The organism is Delftia sp. SD018 (genome assembly GCF_017355445.1).
Classification (GTDB): domain Bacteria; phylum Pseudomonadota; class Gammaproteobacteria; order Burkholderiales; family Burkholderiaceae_C; genus Comamonas; species Comamonas acidovorans.
In genome coordinates this window covers 1-25,124 of sequence record NZ_JADDRN010000031.1, presented here as the reverse complement: position 1 = coordinate 25,124, position 25,124 = coordinate 1, and the positions used below count along the sequence as shown (strand labels likewise).

Sequence of the window (25,124 nt, the reverse complement as noted above, 5' to 3'; positions counted from 1 at the left end):
ACCCGTTGAAGAAAGTCCTCCGGTCATGTTGAAGAAAGCCCTCTCCGCAATCGCGATTGCCACGCTGGCCCTGACGGCCCAGGCCGCCGACGTGCTCAAGGTCGGCGCCACCGCCGTGCCCCATGCAGAAATCCTCAACCATGTGAAGCCGGCCCTCAAGGCCCAGGGCATCGACCTGCAGATCAAGGAATTCAGCGACTACGTGCAGCCCAATGCGGCCGTCGAGGACAAGCAGCTGGACGTGAACTTCTTCCAGCACCAGCCCTACCTGGACAGCTACAACAAGGACCGCAAGACCTCGCTGGTGGCCGTGCCCAATGGCAAGGTCCACGTGGAGCCCTTCGGCGGTTACTCGCAGAAGATCAAGAACGTGAAGGATCTTAAGGACGGCGCCACCATCGCCATCCCCAACGACCCCTCCAACGGCGGCCGCGCCCTGATCCTGCTGGCCAAGCAGGGCCTGATCGAGCTCAAGGACCCCAAGAGCCTGACGCCCACGCCGCTGGACGTGGCCAAGAACCCCAAGAAGCTCAAGTTCAAGGAACTCGAAGCCCCGCTGCTGCCGCGCGCGCTGGCTGACGTGGACCTGGCCCTGATCAACACCAACTACGCCATCGAGGCCAAGCTCAATCCCACCAAGGATGCGCTGTTCATCGAAGGCTCCGATTCGCCCTACACCAACATCGTGGTCTCGCGCCAGGACCGTGCCAACGATCCCAACATCGCCAAGCTGATGAACGCGCTGCACACGCCCGACGTGAAGAAGTTCATCCTCGAGAAGTACAAGGGCGCTGTCGTTCCTGCGTTCTGAGGCGCAGGGAATGCAGCCGGTCGGCTGCGTCCTGTCCCCGCAAAAAAAGCGCTGCCTCGGCAGCGCTTTTTTCATTCCCGTTCCCTGGTATCGCCACTCAACCCGCAGGCGTCACCTCGGCCGGCGCCTTGGCCGCCGCAGCGGGCCGCGTGATGGCGCTGCCCATGGCCGCGCCCATGATGCAGGCGATGGCCAGCCACTGGGTCCCCACCAGGTGCTCATGCAGCAGCAGCATGCCCATGAGGGCGGCAATCGCAGGCTCCGTGGCCAGGGCGATGCCGAAGGTGGCCGGTGGCAGGCGGCGCAGGGCCATCATCTCCAGCGTATAGGGCAAGGCGCTGGAGATGGCCGCCACCACCAGGCCGAAGGCCAGGATGGACGGCTGCAGCAGCTTGGCCCCCGCCTCGGCCACGCCGAAGGGCACCACCACCATGGCAGCGAACACCAGGCCCAGCGACACGGCCTGGCCGCTGGGAATGCTGCCCAGGCGCTGCCCCAGCAGGATGTACAGCGCCCAGCAGATGGCAGCGCCCACGGCGCAGGCAATGCCCACGGGCTCCAGCACCAATCCGCCCGCGCCGGCACCCCCTATCGGCAAAATCAGGGCCAGCCCCGCCACGGCCAGCGCCAGCCAGACAAAGTCCACCGGCCGGCGCGAGTGGTAGATGGCCACGGCCAGCGGACCGGAGAATTCGATGGCCACGGCCAGGCCAAAGGGAATGGTGCGCAGCGCCATGTAGAACAGCAGGTTCATGGCGCCCAGCGCCACGCCGAAACGCAGCAGCGCCCAGGCCTGGGGGCGGGCCAGCGTCCAGCGCCAGGGCCGCCAGATGGCCACCAGGATCAGCGCGGCAAAGCCCACGCGCAATGCCGAAGTGCCCTGGGCGCCCAGCACCGGAAAAAGCTGCTTGGCCAGTGAAGTGCCCACGCCCAATGCCGTGACCGAGCCCAGCACGGCCAGCAGGGGCCAGGCGCGGTTCCATGTGGTGTTTGTTGTCATGGCCCGTACGATATTGCAGGCCAGCGATGCAAAAGGCTCGTTTTGGGGCCTCTTCGCGCAATATTCGCTCTTTCCGACCGCCCCGTATCCGTTTTCCGCCCCTTCCCCATGCCCGCCATCGCACTCGATACTTTTGACCGCGCCATCCTCGACGTGCTCCAGCGCGACAACCTCACGCCGCAGCGCCTCATTGCCGAGCAGGTCCACCTTTCGGCACCGGCCGTGCAGCGGCGCATACGGCGCCTGCAGGAGCTGGGCGTGATCACGGCCAACGTGGCGGTGGTCGATCCCGTGCGCACGGGGCGCCCGCTCACCGTGCTCATCAACGTGCAGCTGGCCAACGAGCGCCCGGACCTGTCCCTGGCCTTTCGCGCGCGCGTGGCGCGCGAGCCCGCCGTGCAGCAGTGCTACTACGTGACCGGGGAAGCCGACTATTCATTGATCGTCACGGCTGCCGATATGCAGGAGTACCAGGCGCTGGCGGCGCGGCTGTTCTCCGGAGACGACAACATCCGGCGCTACACCACCTCGATCGCTCTGGAACGCATCAAGACCGGGCTGCAGTTGCCGATGGCAGAACACAAGCCCGACAATGAAACAAGTTGACACAACCTAGACATACACCAGGAGACTGCTTTGAGCGCACCTTCACCGGACAGCATGGCCCGCCTCGTCGCCACACGCACCCTCGACAAGTACGAGCGGGACTACTATCCCAAGCGCGAGCGCATCACCATTTCCTTCCGGGGCGACCTGGCCGAGCAATACAACTACGACAAGATCCAGCCCTTGTCCGAGGCCCAGCGCCATGGCCACAAGGTCGTCATCGAGGCGACCAGCCAGAAGACCGGCGCCACGGGCCACTACTGCATCGAATGCAACAGCTGGAACCTCATCGAGGCCGTGGGCACCTGGGCGCCCGGCGAGCAAGCCCCGGCCGCAGACTGATCTGCGCCGTCAGCCGCCTGCCGGTGCCAACGCGCTGCCAGCCACCCACCAGGCCAGCGCCAGCATCATCACGCCCGTGAGGCCATCGAGAACGCGCCAGGCCTGCGGCTTCTCGAACAGGCGCTTCATGCGGCGGCCCGCAAAGGCCAGCGCCACGAACCACGACAGGCTGGCCGATGCGGCGCCCACCACATAGACCCACTTGAGCACGCCTTCCTGGCGCGCGCCGATGGAGCCCATGAGCAGCACCGTGTCCAGATAGACATGGGGGTTGAACAGGGTGATCACGGCCAGCGTGGAGACCACGCCCAGCAGGCCACGCGGGGCCAGTTGCCCGCCCGATGCCGCCAGTTGCGCATCGGGCGCCATGGCCATGCGCCACAGCGCGATCAGCCCATAGGCCAGCAGGAACAGGGCGCCGCCCAGCGTCAGGTAGCGGGCCAGGTCGGGGTTTTCGCCCAGCAGCCGGGCCATGCCCGCCACGCCCAGGCCGATGAGCACCACGTCGCTCACCACGCACCAGGCCACGCAGGCGCGCACATGCTGGCCTTGCACGGCCTGGCGCAGCACATAGAGGTTCTGGGCGCCGATGGAGACGATGAGAGACAGGCAGACCGTGAAGCCCGCCAGCCAGGAAGAAGAAACATTTGCAGTCCACATGGCCGGGATTGTCTGGCCGGCAAATGGTTAAGTAAAATTACATTTACTCAACCAAATGAAGAATATCTAAATGCTCGACTACGCCGGACTCGAAGCCCTGGCGGCCGTGGTGCGCGAAGGCAGCTTCGAGCGCGCGGCGCGCAAGCTGCATGTCACGCCCTCGGCCGTTTCCCAGCGCATCAAGCTGCTGGAGGAGCGTGTGGGCCAGGTGCTGGTACTGCGCGGCCAGCCCTGCTCGGGCACCGATGCGGGCCGCAGGCTGTGCCTGCACCTGGAGCAGGTGGCCCTGCTCGAAAACGATCTGCGCCGCAAGAACCCGGAGCTGGTCCCCGAGGGCCAGACCGCACTGCCCACGCTCAAGCTGGCCGTCAATGCCGACTCGCTGTCCACCTGGTTCATGGACGCCATGTCCGCCTTCACGCGCGACGGCAACGAGCTGCTGGACATCAGCATCGACGACCAGGACCACACGGCCAAGCGCATCCGCGAGGGCGAGGTGCTGGCCGCCGTCACGGCCACTTCCTCGGCCATTCCCGGCTGCAACACCTGGCCGCTGGGCCGCATGCGCTACGTGGCGGCGGCCAGCCCCGACTTCATCCGCCGCTACCTGAAGGACGGCATCACGCCCGAGGCCATGGCGCGCACGCCCATGATGAGCTACGGCCGCAAGGACAGCCTGCAGGACCAGTGGCTGCAGCGCCTGGGCGCGGAGGGGCGGCGCAACACCCCGCGCCACTTTCTTCCCTCCAACCAGGGCTATACGCGGGCCTGCGAGCTGGGCATGGGCTGGGGCATGCACCCGCCGCTGATGATCGGCGCGCAACTGGCCGAAGGCAGCCTGGTGGAGCTGCTGCCCGGCAACGACCTGGACATTCCCATGTACTGGGCCCATGCGCGCAATGCGCAGGCCAGCCTGCAGCGGCTGACCGACTGCGTGATCCAGGCGGCAGCCGCCTGTCTTGACCCGATGGAGTGAGGGGGCCATCGACGACCCTCTCTTTCCCCCTCGCCCACTCCGTCGAATCCACCTCCCCGGCCAATGCGTTTTTGCCAATCCGGGATCATCGCAATACCGGAAACAAACAGGTCTTCCATTCATTGAAGCCGCTGAAATACCGGCGTCAGCAGATAATCCCGCGCACGCCCGGAAAATTCAAACAGGAACAGTCCTAGAAATAAAATAGGAGCATTCCCATAAGGCGGATACAAGCGTCCCGGGGGCAAAAAGAAGGACTCAGATTTTCTGAAAAGCCTTGACATCATTTGCCGGGAGCCTAGAGAATTCGCGGGCCTCAAGGCAATTTCATAAAGCTGCCACTCTTTTTGAAAATCACCCAGGCAATATACGCGCCTCGAAATACTTGCCATATCCAGGAAATCGACATCTCCGGCAATGCCTCCATTGCCGGATATTCAGGATTCGCCTATGACCACCACAGGAATACACAGGGACGAATACACGGGACAGGCAATGCAGGAGTACTCCTTCGCTTTTCATTTGCGCATTCCATTCATTGCGCATGCGGCATGCCAGCGGCGCCGCGAAGCCGGCGGCATGCCTGCGCCGCCCGCAGGGCGCCACCAGGGCTTCACCCTGGTGGAGATCATGGTGACCCTGGCCGTGATGGTCATCCTGCTGGCCATTGCCGCCCCCAACATGAACGACATGGTGCAGGCCAGCCAGCAGGAGTCCGCACTGATGCGCCTGTCCGCGGCCCTGCGCATGGCCCAGCACGAGGCGGGACGACGCAACCAGCGCATCACCATCTGCCCTGCCAGCGCGGGCCGCAAGGCCTGCAGCGACACCGCCATCGGCAGTGGTCCCTATCAGGGGCTCCAGGATTGGTCCGGCGAGCTGATCGCCTTCAGCGACGGCAGCACCCCCCGCGTGATCGACGAGGACGACCAAGTCCTCAGGGTGTTTCCCAGCGTGCGCAGCGTGGATCTCTTCGCCTGGTATCCGACGGGCGGCCAGGGCATGAAATCGGCGGGCCACGCCGTACACGCGCTTCCGGACGGGCAGATCTGCTGGCCCACGGCCCGCCAGGGCGCACCGGGCGCCGAGCAGGTCCACCGCGTGGCCTACCCCTGCAACCCCGACGTGACCTTCACGGCCTGCCCGAGTCGCGCCCGGCACCTGCCCGCCCGCCATATCGCCATGTATGCCGGTGGCCTGCAGGACCTGGCACCGCGCGACCCGCTGCCCCGCGCCTCTGACAGCCGCAAGCCGCAAGCCGTGGACTGCGCCGGCGCCGCTTCCGGCCTCTGAACACAAGCGAGGACTTCGCATGGACAGGAAGGATCCACACCCCGCCCCCACCCCCACCGCAGCTGCGGCATCGCAGGCAGGCTTCACGCTGGTGGAGGTCATGGTCACCCTGGTGGTCATTTCCGCCGGCCTGCTGGGCACCCTCAAGGGGCTCTATCAGAACCTGGGCGACCTCAATGCCTCCTACCAGCGCACGGCGGCCGTGCAAAAGGCCGCCGAGATGGTGGAACGCCTGCGCGCCAACCGCCGGGGCGCACTGGCAGGCGACTTCGACGGCGGTGGCGGCACCGCGCCCAGATCCTGCAGCGACCCTGGCGAAGGCGGAGACGACAAGGCCCATGCCCAGTACCGGCTGTGCCTGTGGCAAAGGGACCTGGGCAACGCCCTGGCCCAGGGCCAGGGCAGCGTCAAGACTGCCGAAGGCAAGACCCTCATCACCGTGACCTGGAGCCATCCCCGCAGCGGGGATGGAAACCCCGAAGAACACAGCATCGAGGTCATCCCATGAGAGATCGGCTGGCATCCCGTGGCCCGCAGCAAGGCCCGCAACAGGGCCTGACCCTGGTGGAACTCATGGTGGCGGTGGTCATCGCCCTGTTTCTCCTGGCCGCCTTGGCGGGACTGTATGTGAACGCAAGAGGCCTGCTGCGCCATGAAAATGCACTGGCGCGCATGCAAAGCGATGCACGCCTGAGCTTTGGCGTGATGGGCCAGGCGGTGCGCAATGCGGGCTTCACGGGCTGCAGCACGGCCCTGACCAAGGTTCCCCCCTTCATCGCCGAGCCCGAAAGGCTCGGGCCCCACTGGAACCTGCTGGATCCCATAGGCATCCGGCGCGGACAGGCACAGGATGCCTGGACCAGTTTCGCGGAAGATGTCCCTGCCCAGGCCAGCGCCCGGTCGGACGTGCTCAGGACCGCGGGCACGGGCACGCACAAGAGCAGCCAGCAACTGAGCGACAACGATGTGGTCGTCGCGACCGATTGCTCGCAGACCTACATTTCCCGCCGGGTGCTCCTGGATACCTGCATCCAGCCCCCGCCCGGATCGGGAATTTCCGGCTTCTCTCCGGACCGTGGCGCCTGCGGCCTGACGCCGCTCAAGCGCGATGCACGCGTGCTGCCCGCAGTCAATGACCTGTTCTTCATCGGGCGGCTCAGCGAGGGCACCGGGCAGCAGGGCGCCACCGGCCTCATCCACTGCTCCAGCAGCCTGATCGATCCCAAGCCCGAGCAAGGCAAAGCCAATAACCTGAGCTGCCGCATGCTGGCCGAAGGGGCCGTGGATCTCAAGATCGAGGCCATACACGGCCAGCCCTCGGCCGCCGTGCAGCAAAAGGCTCCCGGCAACAGCGTATGGAACAACACCGGCTCCGGCCTGGCCGGCAGAGCGACGACGCCGGGCCCGCCTCCGCCGCCACCGCCTCCTGCCGTGCGCGCCGTGGAAGTGCGCCTTCTCATGGCCTCCGCGCCTGGCATGGGTGCGCTGCTGCACGCACCCCAGAGCTACACCTTCTATCGCGACGGCAACGGCGCCCCCCGGCGCACTACCGCCGCCGATCGGCGGCTGTACCGTGAATTCAGCGCGGTCTTCACGCTGCGAAACCGGGTGGAATGAGCATGGCAAGGACACGGACACAAACACGGACACAGGGCGGCCTGGCGCTCATCACCACCATGATCATCATGATGGCCCTGGTGATGCTGTCGCTGGCCGCCATGAACATGGGCCTGCTGCAGGGCCGGTCCACGGGCAACCGCAACGACTGGCACATCGCCTTCCAGGCCGCCGAGGCCGCGCTGCGCGACGGGGAGCAGGACATCACCACCCGCAACCCGGCCCTGGAGGCCTTTGACGATGCCTGCACAGCGGGCCTGTGCCTGCCCAGGGAAGATGGCAGCTCGTGGTCCGAGGCGCTCATTGCCCAGGACACGCTGGGCGTGGCGCTGGGCACGCACACCGGGCAGACCGCCCCCGGCCCCCAGGGAGCCCCGACACCGCGCTACCTCATCGAGCGGCTGGAGACCCCTGCTCAAAGCGTGGTGGTGCAGGGCTATGGCGCCGACCAGGGCCGCCCTCCCGTCTTTCGCGTGACGGCCATCGGCATGGGAGCGGCCCGGCGCGCCGATGGCAGTCCGGCCTCGCGGGTGGTGCTGCAAAGCATGTACATCAATTGAAGGAAAGACCATGCGCAAACTCCCTCTGCAAAAGCCCTGCCCTCCCCTCTTTCCGGCGGCAGTGGCGATGCTGCTGCTTGCCTGCATGGCCGCCCCCCGCGCGCAGCAGCCTACGGCACCGGTGCGCCCCGTGCCCCTGAACATCTCACAGGCGCCCCTGATGGCCACGCAGAACGCCACGCCCAACGTGCTGCTCATCATGGACAACTCCAACAGCATGGACGAGGCCCCGAACGGCTCCGCCGTCGGCAGCGACAGCACTGACAGCAAGTCCGAGATCGCCCGCGCCGCTGCCCGCACCATCATCGAACGCTACCAGGGGCGCATGAACTTGGGCCTGATGGCCTACCAGCAGGAAGACGTCGTCCCGCGCAGCCTGAGCAACTCGCTATACGACGTCAGCTACGACCCCAACCACTTCGACCCGCAATGGAGGGGCACGCGCGCCAGCCCCACCCGCAAGCGCTTCAGGTTTCCCAACCCCAGCGACAAAGGGCGTTTCATCTACTACAACGTGGCCTTGCCGTTCTATGGTGGCGGCAACACCTCCAGCCACTGCTTTTCCGCCACGGCCAACGCCGGGCCCACGCCCGCCAATCCCGACGGCTTCCGCACCAACGAGACCGTCGATGGCCCCTGGGACGTCTATTCATGCTTCAGCGGCAAGACAGGCACTACCAACGCCACCAACACCACCGGCAATGCGGGATACAACAACTTCCGGGGCCGGGCAATGTTCAACCCCACCGACTCCGACTATGCCCAGGGCATCTACGACTTCGGCAGACAGATGTTCGACACTCCCATAGGACAGGCCTGGTTCAGCGAAAGCTTTCCGGGCCGCGGCTTCCTGCACCAGCCCATCCGGCCGCTGGACGTCGCCCACAGGGCCGCTCTGGAACGCAAGCTCGCCACCTCGCAGTTTCTGCTTAACGCGCCCCGTGATCCCGCCCGGCCCCTGCAGAACGCGGGCAACACACCGCTTGAGGGGACGCTGCTGACGGCGCTGGACTACTTCCAGGGCGAGGAACTTTGGCGCAATGCCGGAGAAGGCTATGTGCCCGCCTGCTATCCGCTGCCCCAGTCCTGCGGCCGCAACTTTGTGGTGCTGCTCACCGACGGCCTGCCCTCGACCCGGCCCGACGGCAGAATCATCCAGGACATGGCGGCCGGCCTGCGCCAGACGGCAGAGGCCGCGCGGCGCCTCAGGCAAGAGGCCAACGTGGAGACCTTCGTCATCGGATTCGCCCTGCCCTTCGGCACCAATCCCGAGCAATTGAACGAGGTGGCCGCCGCCGGGGGCACGGAGCGTGCCTTCGCGGCCAACGACCCCGCGACCCTCGATACCGCCCTGCAGGCGATCTTCGCCGACATCGCCGCCCGCTCCTCCAGCGTGGCCGCCGTGGCGGCCAACTCCACCAACGTGTCCAGCAGCACCAGGATCTACCAGGCACGCTTCGATCCCCGCGACTGGAGCGGCACGCTGTCAGCGCACAGCATCACAGGCACTGCGGTGGCCGAACAGGCGCAGTGGGAGGCACGCATTCCTGCGACACGCCGCATCCTCAGCTACCGGCCCGACACGCGCCAAGGCGTGGCCTTTGCCTGGGATGAATTGAACCCCGAGCAGCAAAGGCAGATCGGAGCGCCCGACGTGCTGGCCTACCTGCGGGGCAGCCAGGCGCAGGAAGCGCCCCGTGGACCCCTGCGCAGGCGCACCAGCCTGCTGGGCGACATCGTGAACTCGGCCCCGGTGTATGTGGGCGCGCCCGAGATGCCCTACACCGAGGCCTCCTACCGCGAATTCCGCAAGGCACGGGCCGATCGCCGCAAGATGGTCTACGTGGGAGCCAACGACGGCATGCTGCATGCTTTCGACGCGGATACGGGGCAGGAGCTCTTTGCCTATGTCCCCTCGACCGTGATTCCCCACCTGCGCCAGCTGTCCGATCCGAACTACCGCCACCGCTTCTACGTGGACGGCTCGCCCATGGTGTCCGATGCCTTCATCGGCGGCCGGTGGCGGACCATCCTCGTGGGGGGTCTGGGCGCAGGCGGCCAGGGCGTGTACGCGCTGGACATCACCGATCCCGATGCGATCACCGAAGCCGCCGCCAAGGACGTCGTGCTGTGGGAGTTCGGCGACCGCGACCGGCGCGCACCGGGCAGCAACCGACCGGCCGGTTTCGATATGGACATGGGCTTCAGCTTCGCGCAGCCTTCCATCGTCAGGACCCGGGCAGGCTGGATGGCCCTGTTCGGCAACGGCTACAACAATGTGGAGGCGGACGGCGCGGCCAGCACCAGCGGCAATGCCGTGCTGTACGCCGTCAACCTGGAGACCGGCGCGCTGCACAGGAAATGGGACACTCGCCGAGGCGTGCAAGACAGCACTCGCAGGTGGCCCAATGGCCTGAGCACGCCGGCTGCCGTGGACCTGGATGACGACGGGCTGGTGGACCGCGTCTATGCGGGGGACCTGCAGGGCAACATGTGGCGCTTCGACCTCATGGCGGCGAGCGGGGACGGGGACGGGATCGTTCCGTCGGTCAACGGCACTCCTGCACCGATGACCACCCCCTGGGGCGGCAGCTTCCACGGGCAGCCCATCACCACGCGGCCCGAGGCCAAGATCAGCCACGGCACGCTGCAATCGCACGTGCAGCTGCTGTACGGCACGGGCAAGAGCTTCGAGGTCGGCGACCATGACGCTGCGGCCCCGGCCTCCGCATCCCAGTACTTCTTCAGCCTGCTGGACGAAGGCACCGGGGGCTCCTCCGCAAGCCACAGCGTGCTGAAGGTCACCAGTGTCGACGCCGGCGCCGCCAACGGCGATGGCCGCACCACGCAGATGTCCCTGCGGCTGATCTCCGACGGCCGCCCCGGCAACAGGAACTGGATCATGCCCCTGGCCGACGCGGGCGAGCGCTTGATCACCCATCCCATGCTGCGCCGCGACCGCATCATCTTCACCACGGCCGTGCCCAGCACGCAGATGTGTACGGCAGGCGGCCATAGCTGGCTGATGGAACTCTCGCTGGACGGCCAGGGCGCGGAGAAGTATGCCGACGGCCTGTTCGACATCAACGGCGACGGTACGGTGGACGGCAGCGACCGCTACGGCGACAACGACCGCGCCACCGGGGGCGCGCGGCTGGAGGGCATCAGCTCGCAGCCCGCCATCCTGAACAACGGCAAGCAGGAAACCAAGGTCATGAACAGCACCGCAGGCCTGCAGTCGCTGGCCGAAAGCAAGGGGCCGCTGAGCAACAGGCGCATTTCCTGGCGCGAGGACACCCCGGCCGACATCCATCCGCTGGGCCTGGACTGACCATGGGCATGCAGAACAACCCGTTGCCGACGCCCGGCCGCCGCCGGGCGGCAGGCGGCTTCACCCTGATCGAGCTGATGGTGGTGGTGGCCGTGATCGGCATCCTGTCGGCCATCGCCTATCCCAGCTATGCCGAATACCTGCGCAAGTCCCGCCGCACCGATGGCAGGCGCGCCTTGCTGGAGGCCGCAGGCGCCATGGAGAAGTACTTTTCCGCCAACCTGACCTACGAGGGTGCGACGCTGGGAGGCACCGGCGTCTATGCCAGCCGATCTCCCGACGGTTTCTACGAACTGTCGCTGAGCCCTGACCCCACCGCATCGAGCTACACCCTCATTGCCTCGCCGCTGCGAAGCCAGCTCAGCGACAAATGCCATACCTTCACCTACGACCACCTGGGCGTGGGCGGGGTCCGCAATGGCACCCTGCCTGCGCGCGATTGCTGGTAGCAGCCGCGCTCAGGGTTCGCTGCCCGGCCCAGGGCTTGGGGCCGGCGCCCCGGACCCGGCAGGTTCCGGCCGCTGTATGGTGCGCACAGCCGCGCGCACGCGGGTCAGGGTGTGGAAGTCCAGCAGGCTGGTGGCCATGATGGTTTCCCAGAGAAAGCAGGCCAGGGCCGAGAGAAACATCAGCACGCCGAACAGAAAGCCCAGCACCGCATAGCCATGGCCGTTGATGCCGTAGGCCTCGCCCAGGAACAGCAGGGCAATGGTCAGGCCGATGCAAAAGCCGCAGACGGTCAGCAGCCCTATGCAGACATTGGCCAGCCGGCCGCGCTTGCGCAGAAAGTGCAGTTCCGTGAGGCTGCGCGCGATGAAGTCCTCTTCCTGCGGGTTGCGCAGCAGTTCTTCCAGCTTGCGCGCGCGGTCGATGATGCGGGCCAGCCGCCCGGCCACGGCGCCGATCATGCCGGCTACGGCCGTCAGGAAGAACACCGGCGCCAGCGCCAGCTGGATGCTGTGGGTGACGGTATCGGCGTCTAGCGACCAATTGATCATGCGGTCCTCTGCGTGCTTTCTGTTGTCTGGTGCGGCCATGCTGCCGTGTTTTCGCGCGGACAGTATTGTGGCCGCAAGCGGGGCCGGCAAGAGGCCATGTCGCCAGCTTTTGGCATTCAGCGGGCCGGTGGCGCTGGCAGCATCTGCCGGCACAGCGACAGCATCTCGGTCAGCAGGGCGGGCGCCTGGTCGCGCCGGCAGACCACGCCCAGGGGCGCCAACCTGCCCGTCAGCCGCACATCGAGCCGGCACACGCGCGCATGGGTCTGCAGGCCCGGCGCAATGCTCAGCGGCACCAGGGCCACGGCGCCGGGCTGGCTCAACAGGCCCTCCAGTATCGGCAGGGAAACGGTGGAGACGGGAAACCAGGGCGCATCGGGCAGCGCCTGGAGCACCTCGGCCTCGAAAATCCCGCGTACGGCGATGTTGGCCGTGGGCAGCACCCAGCGCGCGCCGGTCAAGGCCTGCAGCGGCACGTCACGGCGCCCGGCCAGTGCATGCGAGCGTGCGGCCACCACCACGGCCGTGTCGGCCAGCAGCGGCTCGAAGACGAAGGGGCCGGGCAGCAGCGCCGGCTCGCGGCAGAACACCGCGTCCAGCCCGCCGCCCAGCAGCTGGGACAGCAGCCGGGTGCTGGCGTCTTCGTGCACATCGACATGCACCTCGGGGTGTTCGGCATAGAACCGCGCCAGCAGGGGCGAAAGAATGGCCAGGGCTGCCGCCGGAATGGCGCCCAGGCGCAGCGCGGCCGCCGCGCCCCGGCGAATGGCGGCCAGCGATTCCGCCACCTCCTCCAGTGCGGCCAGCACGCCGCGCACCGTGTCCACGAGGGTCTGACCGGCCAGCGTGGGGCGTATGCCGCGCGCATGGCGCTCGAAAAGGCGGATGTCGAGCACGCGCTCCATCTCGGCCAGCGCCTGGGTGGCGGCCGACTGGCTCATGTGCAGCGTGGCGGCGGCCTGCACCACCGAGCCGCATTGCTGCAGCGCCACCAGCAGCTGCAGCTGGCGCAGGCGCACATGCTTGGTCAGGCGCGAATACAGCAGCCGCCCCTGGGGCGTGGCCGCATCGTCCAGGCCGTCGCGGTCATCGAAGTCATTGCTCATGGGAGTCTCAGTGTTTTCCCCAGGCAGGCCCTGGCGCGCCACAGGCGGCGCAGGGCAAGCTATCGGAACGGCTTATAGCTTGGCACAAATACCGTGGCCCACGCGGGCGGCAGGATTTCTATAGTCGCCTGCATCGGGAGCCGGCGCGGCCCAGGCCTGCGGCTCCTTCACCGTTGATGGAACCCATGCCATGCAAGCCAAACCCCTCTTTCAGCTGCCGCGGCGCACCCTGCTCTCGCTGGGCACGTCCGGTCTAGCCGCCGTGTTGTGCGGCCTCACCCTGGCCCACATGGCCTCCACGGCCCATGCGGCCGACGCCTATCCGAACAAGCCGGTCAAGCTCATCGTGCCGTTTGCGGCAGGCGGCTCCACCGACATCGTTGCGCGCGTGATCGCAGAGGGCCTGCGCAGCACACTGGGCCAGCCCGTGGTGGTGGACAACAAGGCCGGCGCTGGCGGCCTGATCGGTACCGAAAGCATTGCCCAGGCCGCGCCTGACGGCTACACCATCGGCATGGCCACGGTGAGCACGGCCACCATCAATCCCTCGCTGTACACGCGCGCCGCCAAGCTGGAAGGCAGGCTTTTGCCCGTGGCCAATCTGGTGACCATGCCGTCGGTCTACATGGTCCACCCCAAGATGGGCGTCAAGGATTTCCCGGGCTTTCTGGCCAAGCTGCGCGCCCAGCCCGGCGCCTACAGCGCGGGCGTGCCGGGCCTGGGCACGCTGGGCCATCTGATGGTGGCGTCCTTCAACGAGACCATGAAGACCCAGGTGCAGATCGTCCCCTACCGCGGCAACGGGCCGGCGCTCAACGATGCGCTGGCCGGCATGGTGCAGGTGATGACCGACCAGCTGCCTTCGGCCATGCCCCAGATCAAGGGCGGCAAGCTCATCCCCGTGGCGCTGTCGGGCGACAGCCGCTCGCCCGACCTGCCCGATGTGCCCACCTTCAAGGAGCTGGGCTACGCGCAGCTCAACGAACTGGGCATCAGCTGGTTCGGGCTGGTCGTGCCGGCCGGCACGCCACCGGCCATCGTCCGGCAGTTGCAGGATGCGTCGGTGAAGGCCGTGCGCCTGCCCGAGGTGCAAAAGCACCTGAAGCTGCTGGGCGCCTCGGCCACCGAGATGGACCAGAGCCGCTTCCCGGCCCAGATCGCCAGCGAACTGCAGCGCAACAAGGCGCTGCTGGACAAGGCAGGGGTGAAGCCGGAATGAGCGCAGTCGAGCATCTCCAGGACTTCTTCCAGCAGCAGTCCCCGCGCATGGCGGCCCTGGCCGACAGCATCTGGTCCCTGGCCGAGCTGCGCTATGCAGAAACCGCTTCTGCCCGGCTGCACATCGATGCGCTGGAGCAGGCGAGCTTTCGCATCACGCGTGGCGTGGCCGGCATTCCCACGGCCTTCCTGGCCGAATGGGGCGACGAGGGCCCGGTGCTGGCCTTCCTGGGCGAGTACGACGCGCTGTCGGGCCTGAACCAGCAAAGCGGCGCCCTGGTCTGCACGCCTTCCACCGACAGCCCGGGCCTGGCAGGCCACGGCTGCGGCCACCATCTGCTGGGCACCTCGGCGCATTTCGCGGCCGTTGCGCTGCAGGAGCACCTGCGCCGCAGCGGCGCCAAGGCACGCGTGCGCTACTACGGCTGCCCGGCCGAGGAAGGCGGATCGGGCAAGACCTTCATGGCCCGCGCCGGGGTCTTCGACGATGTGGACGCGGCGCTGACCTGGCACCCGGCCAGCTTCACCGGCGTGTTCAGCCAGAGCACGCTGGCCAACATCCAGGCGAAATTCATCTTCCACGGCAAGGCCGCGCATGCCGCGCATTCCCCGCACCTGGGCCGCAGCGCGCTCGACGCCGTGGAACTGATGAACGTGGGCGTGAACTACCTGCGCGAGCACATGCCCACTGATGCGCGCGTGCACTACGCCATCACCGACTCGGGCGGCCTGTCGCCCAACGTGGTGCAGGCGCGCGCCGAGGTGTTGTACCTGGTGCGGGCCGCACGCAACCACGAGGCGGCAGCGCTGTATGAGCGCGTGCAGAACGTGGCGCGCGGCGCCGCGCTGATGACGGACTGCCGGCTGGAGATCGTCTTTGACAAGGCCTGCTCCAACCTGCTGCAGAACCGCACGCTGAACCAGGTGATGTATGCGCAGATGCAGGCCCTGGGCCCGCTGCACGTGGACCCCGGCCTGCACCGCCTGGCCGGAGACTTCCAGGCCACGCTGGACAGCAACGACGTGGACCAGGTCAGCCGCCCGCTGGCCAGCGTGCTGCGCGGCAAGGTGCCGGCCGTGTTCGAAGGCCTGGCGCCCTACGATCCTGCCGTGGAGGACACCCTGTTCGGCTCCACCGACGTGGCCGATGTGAGCTGGATCACGCCCACCGTCCAGGCCTGGGTGGCCTGCTACGCCTTCGGCACGCCGCTGCATTCCTGGCAGATGGTCTCGCAAGGCCAGTCCGGCCTGGCCCACGCAGGCATGGTGCGCGCCGCCCAGGTGCTGGCGGCCACGGCCATCGCCTTGCTGGAGCAGCCCGAACGCATTGCCCAGGCCAAGGCGGAGCTGCTTGAGCGCCGCGGCGGCCGACCCTATGCGTGCCCGATTCCTGCGGAGGTGCCCTTGCCGTTCACGCGGGGGTGATGGGCTTGGCTCGCCCTGGATGATCGACTCGTACCCCATGCCCAGTTCCCGGGCTTGGCCGGGCTTGCCCCTTTGCGCTGCCGCAAACCCACCCCGCCGCCGAGTTGACCCATCACAAGCCCTCCGCGCCAGGCCACGGCGATAGTTGGAGCGGGACCCCACCGATACCAACAAACCACAGGAGGACTTGTGAAGCTGATGATTGATCTTTTTTCCACCGACTACGGCCTGATGAGCCTGGGCGCCATCGTCTTCATGCTGATCATGGCGGGCTTTTTCCTGCGCCTGTTCCTGGGCAAGATGAAGCACGTGGCCAACAAGCCGCTTGAATGAAGAAATGCCCAGGCAGGGGCTGGCCTGGGCATTCGCACGCAGCAGCCCTGCGCACTCAATAGTGCGGGGGCAGCTCGTCGCGCAGATTGGTCGCGCCGCCGGCGGGTCCGCCTTCGGGCACCCGGCGGCGCAGGTCGCGCAGCTCGTCAAGCAGCCGGTCGATCTGCTGCTGCTGGCGGTAGATGGTCAGGTTCAGCTGCTCCAGCAGGTCTTCGGTGTAGCTGGCCTTGATCTCCAGCTCCATCACGCGCGCCTGCAGGGCACCGGCGTCTGCGTGCCCGCCGCCGTGTTCTGCGTCGTCAGCCACGCTCATGCCTTGAGCGCCTGGGCCAGGCGGGCGATGCCTTCGCGGATCTTGTCCTCGTCAGCCGTGGCGAACGAGAGGCGGAAGCTGGTGGCATCGGGGTTTTGCGCAAAGAACGGCGCACCCGGCACAAACGCCACGCCCTGGGCAATGGCCCGCTTGGCCAGCTCACCGGCATCGGCCAGCGCGCCGCCCTTGCCGGTCAGGCGCACCCACAGGAACAGGCCGCCCTGGGGCTGCAGGAATTCCACGGCATCGCCGAGGTGCTCGCGCAGCGCATCGCCCATGGCCTTGGCGCGGCGCGCGTAGACCTCGCGCACATGGGCCAGCGTGGCGGGCATGGCGCCGGACTTCAGGTACTGCGCGGCCGTGGCCTGGGCAAAGGTGCTGGTGTGGGCATCGCTGAACTGCTTGCACATCACGGCGCGGCCCAGCAGCTCGGCCGGGGCCACCAGCCAGCCAATGCGCAGGCCGGGGCTGAGCACCTTGCTCAGCGAGCCGCAGTGCGCCAGCCAGTCGCGGCTGCCGGGCACCTGGCTGGACAGCGCCAGCAGGCTGGGCGGAGGCGCTTCGCCAAAATACAGGTCGCCGTAGGGATCGTCTTCCACCACCAGGGTCTGGTACTTGACGGCCAGCTCCAGCACCTTCTTGCGGCGCTCCAGGCTCAGCATGGCGCCGCTGGGGTTGCCGAACGTGGGGATCAGGTAGACCAGCTTGGGGCGGTGCTCGGCAATGAGTTGCTCCAGCGCATCGACCTGGGCGCCTTCGGCATCGATGGGCGCGCTGATGACTTCGGCGCCATACAGGCGGAAGCACTGGATGGTGGCCAGGAAGGTCGGGCCTTCGACGATGACCTTGTCGCCGGGGTTGATCATGGTCTTGCCCAACAGGTCCAGCGCCTGCTGGCTGCCCGTGGTCACCACCAGTTGCTCGGGGGCCAGCTCGCGCACGCCCTTGCCGGCCATGAAGGCGGCGATCTGCTCGCGCAGCGGCTGGTAGCCCTCGGTCGCACCGTACTGCAGCGCGGCGCCGGGTTCCTGCTGCAGCGCGGCCTGGGAGGCGGCGCTGATGCCGGCCACGTCGAACATGGCGCTGTCCGGGAAACCGCCCGCAAAGCTGATGATGCCGGGCTTGCCCAGCAGCTTGAACAGCTCGCGGATGGCGGAGGTTTCTACGTTGTTCAGACGGTCGGCGAATTGCATGGGCAGGAGTCTCTTTGTCGGTGCAATGAAAAGGCGAAGCCTGCATTGTCGCCAATCCTGCCGCAGCTTTCCTGCACGATTAGAAGCCCCCTGAGTCGATTCGCGCCTTCCCCCTCTATCCCGGAAGGCAGCTGCGTTCAATCCACCTTGATGTCGGCTCTGGCGGCCACGGCGCGCATTTGCGGCAGTTCGCGCTCTATGCGCTCCTGCAGCGCACTGGCCGGACCCCATGCGGGCGACAGGCCGATGTCCACCAGCTTCTTCTTCATGGCCGGCTCGGCCATGGCGTCGGCCAGCGCCTTTTCCAGCTTCTTCTGGATGGGTGCGGGCAGGCCGGCCGGGGCGAGGAAGGCAAACCAGGTGTCCATGGCAAAGCCCGGGTAGCCGCTTTCGGCCACGGTGGGCACCTGGGGCAGCAGGGCCAGGCGCTGCGGGCCCAGCGCTGCGATGGGACGGATCTTGCCGGCCTTGATCAGCGGCGTGGTGGCCACCACCGTGTCCACGGCCACCTGCACCTGGCCGCCCATCAGCGCGGTGAGGCTGGGCGAGCTGCCATTGAAGGGCACATGCACCATGCGCATGCCCGTGGCGGTCTTGAGCATTTCGCCGCCGAAGTGCACCGAGGATCCCGTGCCGAAGGAGCCGTAGGACAGCTTGTCGGGGTCGGCCTTGGCCAGGGCCACGAGTTCGGGCAGCGTGCGTGCAGGCGTTTCGTTATGGGCCACCAGCACCAGGCCCATGTCGGCCACCAGCCCCAGCGGCGTGAAGCTGCGCAGCGGGTCATAGGGCAGCGGGTTGCGGATGGCGGGGTTGAGCGTCAGCGTGGTGCTGGCGCCCAGCAGCAGCGTGTAGCCGTCGGGCGGCGCCTTGGCCACCAGCGCGCCCGCCACCACCGTGCCTGCACCGGGGCGGTTTTCCACGACCACGGGCTGGCCCAGCCGTTCACCCAGCGAGGTGGCCAGCAGCCGGCCCAGGATGTCGGTGGCGCCGCCCGGCGCAAACGGCACGACCAGCTTGATCGGGCGATCCGGGTAGGACTGGGGCTGGGCTTTGGCTGCGGGCAGCGCAAGTGCCGTGGCACCGGCCATCAGACACGACAGAAAACGGGAACGGGACAAGGCCATGGCGCGGATCTCCTGGGGGACGAGGGAACGGGAACCTGGGAAAACTCGATGCAGCGGTTTCAGTCGAGCAGCGGGCTGCGCACGCGCGAGAAGCCGCCGGCCTGGTCATAGGCATGGCCGATCTGCAGCACGGCCAGATCGGCCTGTGCCGGGCCGATGATCTGCAGCCCGGCAGGCAGCCCCTGCGGCCCGAAACCTGCGGGCGCGGCCAGTGCCGGCAAGCCGGCCATGGTGGCGGGCACCACGGTCTGCATCCAGCGGTGGTAGGTGTCCATCTCGCGGCCGCCCACGGCATGCGGCCAGTCCAGCGCCGCATCGAACGGGAAGACCTGGGCGGAGGGCAGCACCAGAAAGTCGTAGCTGTCGAACAGGCGGCGCAGGGTTTCGTACCAGGCCGAGCGCACACGCGCCGCGTCATAGACGGCCATGGCCGGCAGCGCCAGGCCGCGCTCGATTTCCCAGAGGGCCTCGGGCTTGAGCAGGGCATGCGTGGCCGGGTCGCGGTACAGGGCGGCGTTGGCACCGGCCACGCTGAAGCTGCGCAGGTCGATCCAGGCGCGCCACAGGCGCTCGAAGTCGAAGGCCGGCACGGCCTCTTCCACCGTGCAGCCGATGGTCTTGAAATGCCGCAGCGCCGCGCGGCAGGTCTCCAGCAGGCCGGGCTCGGTGGGCAGGTGCCCGCCCAGGTCCCCCAGCCAGCCGATGCGCAGGCCCTTGCAATCGCGCTGCAGCTGCGCGGTCCAGTCCTTGGGCGGCTCGCTGCGGCGGGTCAGCGGCAGGCGTGCATCAAAGCCTGCCTGCACGGACAGCAGCAGGGCCAGGTCGGGAATGTCCCGCGCCATGGGGCCGGCCACGCTGAACTGCTGGAAGAACACCTCTTCCGAAGGGCCATGCGGCACGCAGCCCACCGAGGTGCGCAGTCCGTAGACATGGTTGAAGGCGGCCGGCGTGCGCAGCGAGCCCATCATGTCCGAGCCATCGGCCACGGGCAGCATGCGCAGCGCCACGGCCACGCCGGCTCCGCCGCTGCTGCCACCTGCCGAGCGCGAAGGATCGAAGGCATTGCGCGTGGTCCCGTAGACCGGGTTGTAGGTATGGCCGCCCAGGCCGAACTCGGGCGAATTGCTGCGCGCCACAAACAGCGCACCGCCTGCGCGCATGCGCTCGAACACCACGCAATCGGTCTGCGAGACCTGGCCCGCGAAGATGGGCGATCCCTTGGTCGTCACCATGCCGGCCGCCGGCATGATGTCCTTGGGTGCCTGGGGAAAGCCGTGCAGCGGCCCCAGGCTCTGGCCGCGCGCCAGCAGCGTGTCCAGCTCACGGGAGCGGCCGCGCAGCCAGTCGCGGTCCAGCGGAGACACCAGCGCGTTGACCAAGGGGTTGAGCCGGTCGATCTGCGCGCAATAGGCATCCAGCACCTCCACGCAGGACAGATCGCGGCCCTGGATGGCCTTTGACAGCGCGACGGCCGACATCTCCACGACGCCACCACCCCCGGTGGCCAGATCCGGCTGCTGCGTTGCGGTGCTTGCGTTTGACTCCATGGATTTCCTCGTTTTTGTGACAGAACGAAGTCAGCATAAGCAGGCGAAATTATTTCGACAATCGCCTTTTTCTTGGCTTATCGTTGCGTTTTTCGCAAACCACGAGCAGGCCACCATGCTTTCCAACCGCCTACAGGACACGGCCCTGCGCTACTTTCTCGAAGTGGTGCGCAGCGGCTCGGTCAGCGAAGCCGCCACGCGGCTCAATGTCTCGCCCTCGGCCGTGAGCCGCCAGGTCGCCGGACTGGAAGAGATGCTGGGCGTGCCGCTGTTCGAGCGCCGCCCGCGCGGCATGGCGCCCAGCCCGGCAGGCGAGCTGCTGGCCGCCCACGCACGCCGCGGTGCGCTGGAGGCCGACCGTGTGGTCTCCGACATCGAGGCCCTGCAGGGCCTGCGCCGGGGCGTGGTGCGCGTGTGCAGCTCGGGCGGCTTTGCCATCGAGTTCCTGCCACGCGCCATGGCGCTGTTCCGCGAACAGCACCCGGGCATGCAGTTCCACCTGCGCGTGGAGGCGCCTGCCGCCGTGACCCAGGCCGTGCTGGGCGGCGAGGCCGATGTGGGCCTGACCTACAGCCGCGCGGCGGCACGTGACATCGAGGTCTGGCACCGCCAGGTCTCGCCCGTGGTCGCCATCATGCGGCCCGACCATGCGCTGGCCCGGCATGCCAGCATCACCCTGGCCCAGATGCATCCCCATGCCATTGCCCTGCCCGAGGACGCCAACACCGCGCGCCAGCTGTTCGACATCGCCTGCAGCCACCGCCGCCTGGTGTTCGAGCCCGCCCTGGTCAGCGGCCAGTTCGAGACCCTGGTGCACTTCGTGCTGCACGGCGGCGGCCTGTCGCTGGGCGGTGAGGTCACCATGCGCGAGCGCGTGCGACGAGGCGAGCTGCATGCGGCGCCCATCCGCGAGCGCGGCATGAATGCGCGCGCCATCGAGCTGCAGACGCTGTCCGGACGCACCCTGTCCAAGGGCGTGCGGGCGTTTGTGGAGCACCTGCGGGAACTGCTGCCGGCTGGATAGGAGGAAGAGGAGAAGGGAACGAAGGAAGAAGAAGAAGAAGAAGAAGGGGAACGGGTCTCAAGCGCAGTGGCAGGCGCTCAGGCCGGCCCGCCTTCCAGCTGGCGCTGCGCCCAATGCCACTGCGCCCGGCGCGTGGCCTGCCGCAGCCGCTGTGCCAGCGTCTGGCGCTCAGGCAGGCCGGGCAGGTACTCAGCCATCTGCACGCCGCGCAGCCCCAGTTCCAGCAGCTCGATCTGCTCGGAGCTGTTGCCAGTGCACAGCACCATGCCCATCGGCGTGTTCTCGCCCTGCTCATGCTCATGCCGGTCCAGCCAGCGCAGGTATTGCTCCATCTGATCCTTGTCCTCGGCCGTGAATTCGCCCACCTTCAGCTCCACCGCCACCAGCCGCCGCAGCTTGCGGTTGTAGAACAGCAGATCGAGGTGGAAGTCCTGCTCATCCATATGCATGTGCATTTGCCGCGCCACCAGGGTGAAGCCCGTGCCCGACCTCAGCAGGAAGGCCTCCATCTCGCGGATGATGGCGGCCTGCAGGTCGCCCTCCTGCCAGGCATCGTGCAGCCCCAGAAAGTCGAAGATGTAGGGATCGCGCATGAACAGCGCCGGTGACATGCGCTCCGTGCTGCGCGGCGTGACCGGCTCCTGCGCGATCAGCGCCTCGGCATCGCAGGGCAGCGCCAGGCGTTCATAGAGCTGGGAGTCGATGCGGCTGCGCAGCGTGCGTGCGCTCCAGCGCTCGAGGCTCGCCATGCTGGCGTAGTACTCGCGCTGCACTGGGTCCTTGATCGCAATCAGCACGATGAAATGCGCCCAGCTCAATTTCCGGGTCGGCGAGACGACCAGGGGCTGGTCGGGAAACGCGGTGGAGAACTGCGTCATGCGCCACAGGTTCTTCTCCGAGAAGCTGCTGCCATAGTCCTGGACCAGATGACCGGCCAGCACCGGCAGGACCTCATCGCTGCAGCCTGCCTGCCGCACCTCGGATTCATGGCCATGGATGTGCTGGCCGATGTGCCAGTACAGCAGGGTGAGTTCACTGTTGACGTTGGCTGCCACGCGAAGCCGCGCGGCCTCGATCAGGTCCCGCACATTGCCCAGCAGGGCCTGTGACGATGCGAGCGCGGGAGAAACGGATATCTTGCGAGTGGCCATGTGGTCGCCCCCCTCCTGGTGGCGTGATGTCTGGATGTCTGGTGTCGGCGAAATCGATCCGGCCGACTATTGCGATGCGGCCTTGGCCAGTCAACGCCGCATCTGCATAACCAGACGATCTGACCCTGGCAGACATGAAAAATCAGAACATTCCTAGAGCCTGTTACGCACTTTCAAATACCCGCGCTTGCATGACAATGCACGCCACATCGATGGATACGCGCCCCCCACAATGAAAACCACCAGCATCGAACCCTTCTTCGCCACGCTCAAGGCCGCCAATCCCTCGCCCCAGACCGAGCTGGAATACACCAATGTGTTCGAGCTGCTGTCTGCCGTGCTGCTGTCGGCCCAGGCCACGGACGTGGGCGTGAACAAGGCCACGCGCAAGCTGTTTCCCGTGGCCAATACGCCCCAGGCCATCCTGGACCTGGGACTTGAAGGGCTGGAGGGCTACATCAAGACCATCGGCCTGTACCGCAGCAAGGCCAAACACCTGATGCAGACCTGCCAGATCCTGGTCGAGCGCCACGGCGGCCAGGTGCCGCGCACGCGCGAGGAACTGGAAGCCCTGCCCGGCGTGGGACGCAAGACTGCCAACGTGGTGCTCAACGTGGCCTTTGGCGAGCCCACCATGGCCGTGGACACGCACATCTTCCGCGTGGGCAACCGCACGGGCCTGGCACCGGGCAAGACGCCGCTGGCCGTGGAGATGCAACTCATGAAGCGCGTGCCCCCGGCCTATGCCGTGGACTCGCACCACTGGCTCATCCTGCTGGGCCGCTACGTCTGCCAGGCCCGCAAGCCACGCTGCTGGGAATGCGTGGTGACGCCGTACTGCGACTACTCGCCCAAGACGCCTGCCCCGGCTGCGGGCAAGCGCTGAGCCTCAATCGGCCTTGAACCCCGTGGCCGCCACGGCCTTGCCCCAGGTGACCGTGTCGGCGCGCATGATGCGGGCGAGTTCGTCGCCCGTGGTGCCCGTCACGCGGAAACCCGCCTCCTCCAGCCGGCTGCGGCTGTCGGGCTGCTGCAGGGCGCGCACGATGTCGGCCTGCAGCCTGGCCACGATCTCGGGCGGTGTCTTGGCGGGCGCGACCACGCCGAACCAGGAATTGAACTCCAGCGACGGATAGCCCTGCTCCCGGATGGTGGGCAGCTCGGGCATCGACTGGGTGCGCGTGGCGCCCGTGCTGCCCAGGGCCGTGAGCTTGCCGGCCTTGACCTGGGGCGCGGCCAGGGCCGCCGTGGCGAAGACGGCCTGCACGTCGCCGCTGAACAGGCCGCCCAGGGCATCGTTGGTGTTCTTGTAGTGCACGGGCTCGGGCTTGAGCTGCACGGCATTGCCGAACATGAAGGCGCCGAAGTGGCCGGGCGTGCCGGCGCCGAAGGTGGCGATGAACAGCTCCTTGCGCTGGCGCGCCCAGGCCACGAAATCGGGCACATTGCGGGCCGGCACTTTCTGCGGATTGACCAGCAGCACGAAGTCGGAGGTGACGACCTGGCTGACGGGCACAAAGTCCTTTTGCGGGTCGTAGGGCAGGCGCTGGTAGGTGTTGGGCGCAATGCTGAGCTGGCCGGTCTCGCCCAGCATCAGCGTGTAGCCGTCAGGCACGGCGCGTGCCGCCTCGCTGGCGGCGATGAGGCCGCCAGCGCCCGGCTTGTTGTCCACGACCACGCCCAGGTTGCCCCATTGCTCGGAGAGTTTCTGCGCGAGCAGGCGCGCCACGATGTCCGGCCCCGTTCCCGCAGGAAAGCCGACGAGCAGGCGCACGGGCTTGCTCGGAAAGGCCGGCTGGGCGCCGACCACGGTCCAGGGAGCCAGCCCGGTGGCCAGCACGGCGGCAAGTGCGCAGGCCACGGCGGTGCGGCGCGACTTCGATGCCTGGTTTTTCATGTGTCTTGTCTCCTGCATTGTGGGTATCGAGAGGGGAAAGGCGCGGCTCAGAGCAGTTCGTGAAAGCGCATCTGCACGCGATCGGGATGGCGCGCGCCGGTGCCGAAGAACAGGCGCTCGTTGATCCAGGCCAGCGCACGGCTGGCCGTCTCCATGCGGGGCGCGCAGCGGAAATAGATGTGCGCGGGGTCCACAGGCTCGCCGCGCGCCAGCTTTGCCATGAACGCCGGGTCGCCGCTGCGCAGCGCCTGGTTGCAGACATAGATCAGGTCGCCGGCATCGGTCTCCAGCACATAGCGCGCATCGAGCTCGGCCAGCCCGCCGTGCACGATGCGCTGGAAGTCCGCGCCTCCGGGCAGCACGCGCGCGCTCCAGCCGTCGCCCTGGGCCGTGCCGCCCAGGATGGGGATCAGTCGGCGCCCGCCGTGCGCCGTGGCACCGACCTCCTGCGGCGGGCCCACCTGCACGCTCAGGTCGGCGAAGAAGCGAAAGCACGGATCGGGCAAGGCCGCAAGCTGCGGCACGTCATCTGGCATGGTTCTGGGGCTCCGGTGGATGGAATCGGGACCTAGCATAAGCACCATTGCCCGGGCCGGTCG

26 protein-coding genes are annotated in these 25,124 nt (G+C 67.5%); 15 read left to right on the top strand and 11 right to left on the bottom strand.

Annotated elements, in window-relative coordinates; genetic code table 11:
* Positions 1 to 25: 25 nt before the first annotated feature.
* Entirely contained in the window at positions 26 to 811 is a 786-nt protein-coding gene (locus INR38_RS24175; protein ID WP_034391882.1) for a MetQ/NlpA family ABC transporter substrate-binding protein, read from the top strand.
* 97 nt (positions 812 to 908) lie between these two features.
* Here INR38_RS24175 and INR38_RS24170 read toward each other — a convergent pair whose 3' ends face one another.
* Positions 909 to 1,811 carry an EamA family transporter gene (locus INR38_RS24170; RefSeq protein ID WP_034391880.1) on the bottom strand — a complete coding sequence of 301 codons (903 nt, stop codon included), beginning with the start codon at positions 1,809 to 1,811 and terminating at the stop codon, positions 909 to 911.
* A gap of 108 nt (positions 1,812 to 1,919) precedes the next feature.
* On the opposite strand from INR38_RS24170, the gene INR38_RS24165 reads away from it, so the two are divergent.
* A complete protein-coding gene (locus INR38_RS24165) occupies positions 1,920 to 2,417 on the top strand; it encodes an Lrp/AsnC family transcriptional regulator (RefSeq protein WP_013803176.1) in 498 nt (165 codons plus the stop codon).
* A 30-nt stretch (positions 2,418 to 2,447) separates the two neighbouring features.
* Complete coding sequence (locus INR38_RS24160) at positions 2,448 to 2,759, top strand: hypothetical protein (RefSeq protein ID WP_047473683.1); 312 nt, start codon at positions 2,448 to 2,450, stop codon at positions 2,757 to 2,759.
* Between the two features lie 9 nt (positions 2,760 to 2,768).
* Here INR38_RS24160 and INR38_RS24155 read toward each other — a convergent pair whose 3' ends face one another.
* Positions 2,769 to 3,419, bottom strand: a complete 651-nt coding sequence (locus INR38_RS24155; protein ID WP_207444033.1) for a LysE/ArgO family amino acid transporter — start codon at positions 3,417 to 3,419, stop codon at positions 2,769 to 2,771.
* Between the two features lie 70 nt (positions 3,420 to 3,489).
* Here INR38_RS24155 and INR38_RS24150 point away from each other — a divergent pair, with 70 nt between their 5' ends.
* The 7 genes from INR38_RS24150 to INR38_RS28915 all read left to right on the top strand — a co-directional run bounded on the left by INR38_RS24150 (position 3,490) and on the right by INR38_RS28915 (position 11,645).
* Positions 3,490 to 4,395, top strand: coding sequence for an HTH-type transcriptional regulator ArgP (locus tag INR38_RS24150; protein WP_012204684.1), 906 nt, complete (start codon positions 3,490 to 3,492; stop codon positions 4,393 to 4,395).
* Between the two features lie 450 nt (positions 4,396 to 4,845).
* Positions 4,846 to 5,688 (top strand): GspH/FimT family pseudopilin, encoded by an 843-nt coding sequence (locus INR38_RS24145; protein WP_198819266.1) that lies wholly within the window; start codon positions 4,846 to 4,848, stop codon positions 5,686 to 5,688.
* Positions 5,689 to 5,707: 19 nt separating this feature from the next.
* Positions 5,708 to 6,196 (top strand): type IV pilus modification protein PilV, encoded by a 489-nt coding sequence (gene pilV / locus INR38_RS24140; protein WP_207444034.1) that lies wholly within the window; start codon positions 5,708 to 5,710, stop codon positions 6,194 to 6,196.
* Complete coding sequence (locus INR38_RS24135; protein WP_207444036.1) at positions 6,193 to 7,305, top strand: prepilin-type N-terminal cleavage/methylation domain-containing protein; 1,113 nt, start codon at positions 6,193 to 6,195, stop codon at positions 7,303 to 7,305. Before pilV ends, INR38_RS24135 begins: the two co-directional genes overlap by 4 nt.
* Before the next feature lie 2 nt (positions 7,306 to 7,307).
* Positions 7,308 to 7,865 carry a PilX N-terminal domain-containing pilus assembly protein gene (locus tag INR38_RS24130; RefSeq protein WP_062794134.1) on the top strand — a complete coding sequence of 186 codons (558 nt, stop codon included), beginning with the start codon at positions 7,308 to 7,310 and terminating at the stop codon, positions 7,863 to 7,865.
* A 10-nt stretch (positions 7,866 to 7,875) separates the two neighbouring features.
* A complete protein-coding gene (locus INR38_RS24125) occupies positions 7,876 to 11,196 on the top strand; it encodes a PilC/PilY family type IV pilus protein (RefSeq protein ID WP_207444038.1) in 3,321 nt (1,106 codons plus the stop codon).
* 2 nt (positions 11,197 to 11,198) lie between these two features.
* Complete coding sequence (locus tag INR38_RS28915) at positions 11,199 to 11,645, top strand: type IV pilin protein (RefSeq protein ID WP_278251446.1); 447 nt, start codon at positions 11,199 to 11,201, stop codon at positions 11,643 to 11,645.
* Positions 11,646 to 11,654: 9 nt separating this feature from the next.
* On the opposite strand, the gene INR38_RS24115 is transcribed toward INR38_RS28915, so the two are convergent.
* A complete protein-coding gene (locus tag INR38_RS24115; protein WP_096915845.1) occupies positions 11,655 to 12,194 on the bottom strand; it encodes a DUF2721 domain-containing protein in 540 nt (179 codons plus the stop codon).
* 116 nt (positions 12,195 to 12,310) lie between these two features.
* A complete protein-coding gene (locus INR38_RS24110; RefSeq protein WP_063326597.1) occupies positions 12,311 to 13,300 on the bottom strand; it encodes a LysR family transcriptional regulator in 990 nt (329 codons plus the stop codon).
* 190 nt (positions 13,301 to 13,490) lie between these two features.
* Here INR38_RS24110 and INR38_RS24105 point away from each other — a divergent pair, with 190 nt between their 5' ends.
* The 3 genes from INR38_RS24105 to INR38_RS24095 all read left to right on the top strand — a co-directional run bounded on the left by INR38_RS24105 (position 13,491) and on the right by INR38_RS24095 (position 16,276).
* Positions 13,491 to 14,519, top strand: coding sequence for a tripartite tricarboxylate transporter substrate binding protein BugE (locus INR38_RS24105; protein ID WP_207444040.1), 1,029 nt, complete (start codon positions 13,491 to 13,493; stop codon positions 14,517 to 14,519).
* On the top strand, positions 14,516 to 15,943 hold the full coding sequence (locus tag INR38_RS24100; RefSeq protein WP_207444042.1) for a M20 family metallopeptidase: 1,428 nt from the start codon (positions 14,516 to 14,518) through the stop codon (positions 15,941 to 15,943). Before INR38_RS24105 ends, INR38_RS24100 begins: the two co-directional genes overlap by 4 nt.
* Before the next feature lie 198 nt (positions 15,944 to 16,141).
* Positions 16,142 to 16,276, top strand: a complete 135-nt coding sequence (locus tag INR38_RS24095; protein ID WP_012204679.1) for a DUF3149 domain-containing protein — start codon at positions 16,142 to 16,144, stop codon at positions 16,274 to 16,276.
* Positions 16,277 to 16,331: 55 nt separating this feature from the next.
* Here INR38_RS24095 and INR38_RS24090 read toward each other — a convergent pair whose 3' ends face one another.
* The 4 genes from INR38_RS24090 to INR38_RS24075 form a co-directional block, all read right to left on the bottom strand.
* Positions 16,332 to 16,589, bottom strand: coding sequence for a SlyX family protein (locus tag INR38_RS24090; protein ID WP_088165271.1), 258 nt, complete (start codon positions 16,587 to 16,589; stop codon positions 16,332 to 16,334).
* Positions 16,586 to 17,782: a PLP-dependent aminotransferase family protein gene (locus INR38_RS24085; RefSeq protein WP_043819376.1), complete on the bottom strand. Its 1,197-nt coding sequence runs from the start codon at positions 17,780 to 17,782 to the stop codon at positions 16,586 to 16,588. The genes INR38_RS24090 and INR38_RS24085 overlap by 4 nt, the downstream gene beginning before the upstream one ends.
* Positions 17,783 to 17,919: 137 nt before the next feature.
* The gene (locus INR38_RS24080) at positions 17,920 to 18,906 is read right to left on the bottom strand and encodes a tripartite tricarboxylate transporter substrate binding protein (protein WP_065346291.1); all 987 of its coding nucleotides are present in this window, start codon (positions 18,904 to 18,906) and stop codon (positions 17,920 to 17,922) included.
* Positions 18,907 to 18,965: 59 nt separating this feature from the next.
* On the bottom strand, positions 18,966 to 20,453 hold the full coding sequence (locus INR38_RS24075; RefSeq protein WP_197942992.1) for an amidase: 1,488 nt from the start codon (positions 20,451 to 20,453) through the stop codon (positions 18,966 to 18,968).
* 115 nt (positions 20,454 to 20,568) lie between these two features.
* On the opposite strand from INR38_RS24075, the gene INR38_RS24070 reads away from it, so the two are divergent.
* On the top strand, positions 20,569 to 21,477 hold the full coding sequence (locus INR38_RS24070; RefSeq protein WP_207444043.1) for a LysR family transcriptional regulator: 909 nt from the start codon (positions 20,569 to 20,571) through the stop codon (positions 21,475 to 21,477).
* A 77-nt stretch (positions 21,478 to 21,554) separates the two neighbouring features.
* On the opposite strand, the gene INR38_RS24065 is transcribed toward INR38_RS24070, so the two are convergent.
* Positions 21,555 to 22,628, bottom strand: a complete 1,074-nt coding sequence (locus tag INR38_RS24065) for a PDDEXK nuclease domain-containing protein (protein WP_207444045.1) — start codon at positions 22,626 to 22,628, stop codon at positions 21,555 to 21,557.
* A 232-nt stretch (positions 22,629 to 22,860) separates the two neighbouring features.
* Between INR38_RS24065 and nth the strand changes: the two genes are divergently transcribed.
* A complete protein-coding gene (gene nth / locus INR38_RS24060; RefSeq protein ID WP_207444047.1) occupies positions 22,861 to 23,514 on the top strand; it encodes an endonuclease III in 654 nt (217 codons plus the stop codon).
* A gap of 3 nt (positions 23,515 to 23,517) precedes the next feature.
* Here the strand turns inward: nth and INR38_RS24055 are convergent, their stop codons facing one another.
* Together INR38_RS24055 and INR38_RS24050 are read right to left on the bottom strand one after the other, a co-directional pair.
* Positions 23,518 to 24,525 carry a tripartite tricarboxylate transporter substrate binding protein gene (locus tag INR38_RS24055; protein WP_013803189.1) on the bottom strand — a complete coding sequence of 336 codons (1,008 nt, stop codon included), beginning with the start codon at positions 24,523 to 24,525 and terminating at the stop codon, positions 23,518 to 23,520.
* Between the two features lie 47 nt (positions 24,526 to 24,572).
* A complete protein-coding gene (locus INR38_RS24050) occupies positions 24,573 to 25,061 on the bottom strand; it encodes a DUF3237 domain-containing protein (protein WP_207444049.1) in 489 nt (162 codons plus the stop codon).
* Positions 25,062 to 25,124: the final 63 nt, after the last annotated feature.

Excerpts from the sequence above, each read along its gene's own strand:
- pilV (WP_207444034.1), top strand. The coding sequence starts at position 5,708 with ATGGACAGGAAGGATCCACACCCCGCCCCCACCCCCACCGCAGCTGCG.
- INR38_RS24080 (WP_065346291.1), bottom strand. The coding sequence starts at position 18,906 with ATGGCCTTGTCCCGTTCCCGTTTTCTGTCGTGTCTGATGGCCGGTGCC.
- INR38_RS24090 (WP_088165271.1), bottom strand. The coding sequence starts at position 16,589 with ATGAGCGTGGCTGACGACGCAGAACACGGCGGCGGGCACGCAGACGCC.
- INR38_RS24055 (WP_013803189.1), bottom strand. The coding sequence starts at position 24,525 with ATGAAAAACCAGGCATCGAAGTCGCGCCGCACCGCCGTGGCCTGCGCA.
- INR38_RS24070 (WP_207444043.1), top strand. The coding sequence starts at position 20,569 with ATGCTTTCCAACCGCCTACAGGACACGGCCCTGCGCTACTTTCTCGAA.
- INR38_RS24095 (WP_012204679.1), top strand. The coding sequence starts at position 16,142 with ATGATTGATCTTTTTTCCACCGACTACGGCCTGATGAGCCTGGGCGCC.
- INR38_RS24130 (WP_062794134.1), top strand. The coding sequence starts at position 7,308 with ATGGCAAGGACACGGACACAAACACGGACACAGGGCGGCCTGGCGCTC.
- INR38_RS24150 (WP_012204684.1), top strand. The coding sequence starts at position 3,490 with ATGCTCGACTACGCCGGACTCGAAGCCCTGGCGGCCGTGGTGCGCGAA.
- INR38_RS24050 (WP_207444049.1), bottom strand. The coding sequence starts at position 25,061 with ATGCCAGATGACGTGCCGCAGCTTGCGGCCTTGCCCGATCCGTGCTTT.
- INR38_RS24100 (WP_207444042.1), top strand. The coding sequence starts at position 14,516 with ATGAGCGCAGTCGAGCATCTCCAGGACTTCTTCCAGCAGCAGTCCCCG.
- INR38_RS24075 (WP_197942992.1), bottom strand. The coding sequence starts at position 20,453 with ATGGAGTCAAACGCAAGCACCGCAACGCAGCAGCCGGATCTGGCCACC.
- nth (WP_207444047.1), top strand. The coding sequence starts at position 22,861 with ATGAAAACCACCAGCATCGAACCCTTCTTCGCCACGCTCAAGGCCGCC.
- INR38_RS24110 (WP_063326597.1), bottom strand. The coding sequence starts at position 13,300 with ATGAGCAATGACTTCGATGACCGCGACGGCCTGGACGATGCGGCCACG.
- INR38_RS24105 (WP_207444040.1), top strand. The coding sequence starts at position 13,491 with ATGCAAGCCAAACCCCTCTTTCAGCTGCCGCGGCGCACCCTGCTCTCG.
- INR38_RS24065 (WP_207444045.1), bottom strand. The coding sequence starts at position 22,628 with ATGGCCACTCGCAAGATATCCGTTTCTCCCGCGCTCGCATCGTCACAG.
- INR38_RS24125 (WP_207444038.1), top strand. The coding sequence starts at position 7,876 with ATGCGCAAACTCCCTCTGCAAAAGCCCTGCCCTCCCCTCTTTCCGGCG.
- INR38_RS24145 (WP_198819266.1), top strand. The coding sequence starts at position 4,846 with ATGACCACCACAGGAATACACAGGGACGAATACACGGGACAGGCAATG.
- INR38_RS24175 (WP_034391882.1), top strand. The coding sequence starts at position 26 with ATGTTGAAGAAAGCCCTCTCCGCAATCGCGATTGCCACGCTGGCCCTG.
- INR38_RS28915 (WP_278251446.1), top strand. The coding sequence starts at position 11,199 with ATGGGCATGCAGAACAACCCGTTGCCGACGCCCGGCCGCCGCCGGGCG.
- INR38_RS24155 (WP_207444033.1), bottom strand. The coding sequence starts at position 3,419 with ATGTGGACTGCAAATGTTTCTTCTTCCTGGCTGGCGGGCTTCACGGTC.
- INR38_RS24135 (WP_207444036.1), top strand. The coding sequence starts at position 6,193 with ATGAGAGATCGGCTGGCATCCCGTGGCCCGCAGCAAGGCCCGCAACAG.
- INR38_RS24115 (WP_096915845.1), bottom strand. The coding sequence starts at position 12,194 with ATGATCAATTGGTCGCTAGACGCCGATACCGTCACCCACAGCATCCAG.
- INR38_RS24085 (WP_043819376.1), bottom strand. The coding sequence starts at position 17,782 with ATGCAATTCGCCGACCGTCTGAACAACGTAGAAACCTCCGCCATCCGC.
- INR38_RS24165 (WP_013803176.1), top strand. The coding sequence starts at position 1,920 with ATGCCCGCCATCGCACTCGATACTTTTGACCGCGCCATCCTCGACGTG.
- INR38_RS24170 (WP_034391880.1), bottom strand. The coding sequence starts at position 1,811 with ATGACAACAAACACCACATGGAACCGCGCCTGGCCCCTGCTGGCCGTG.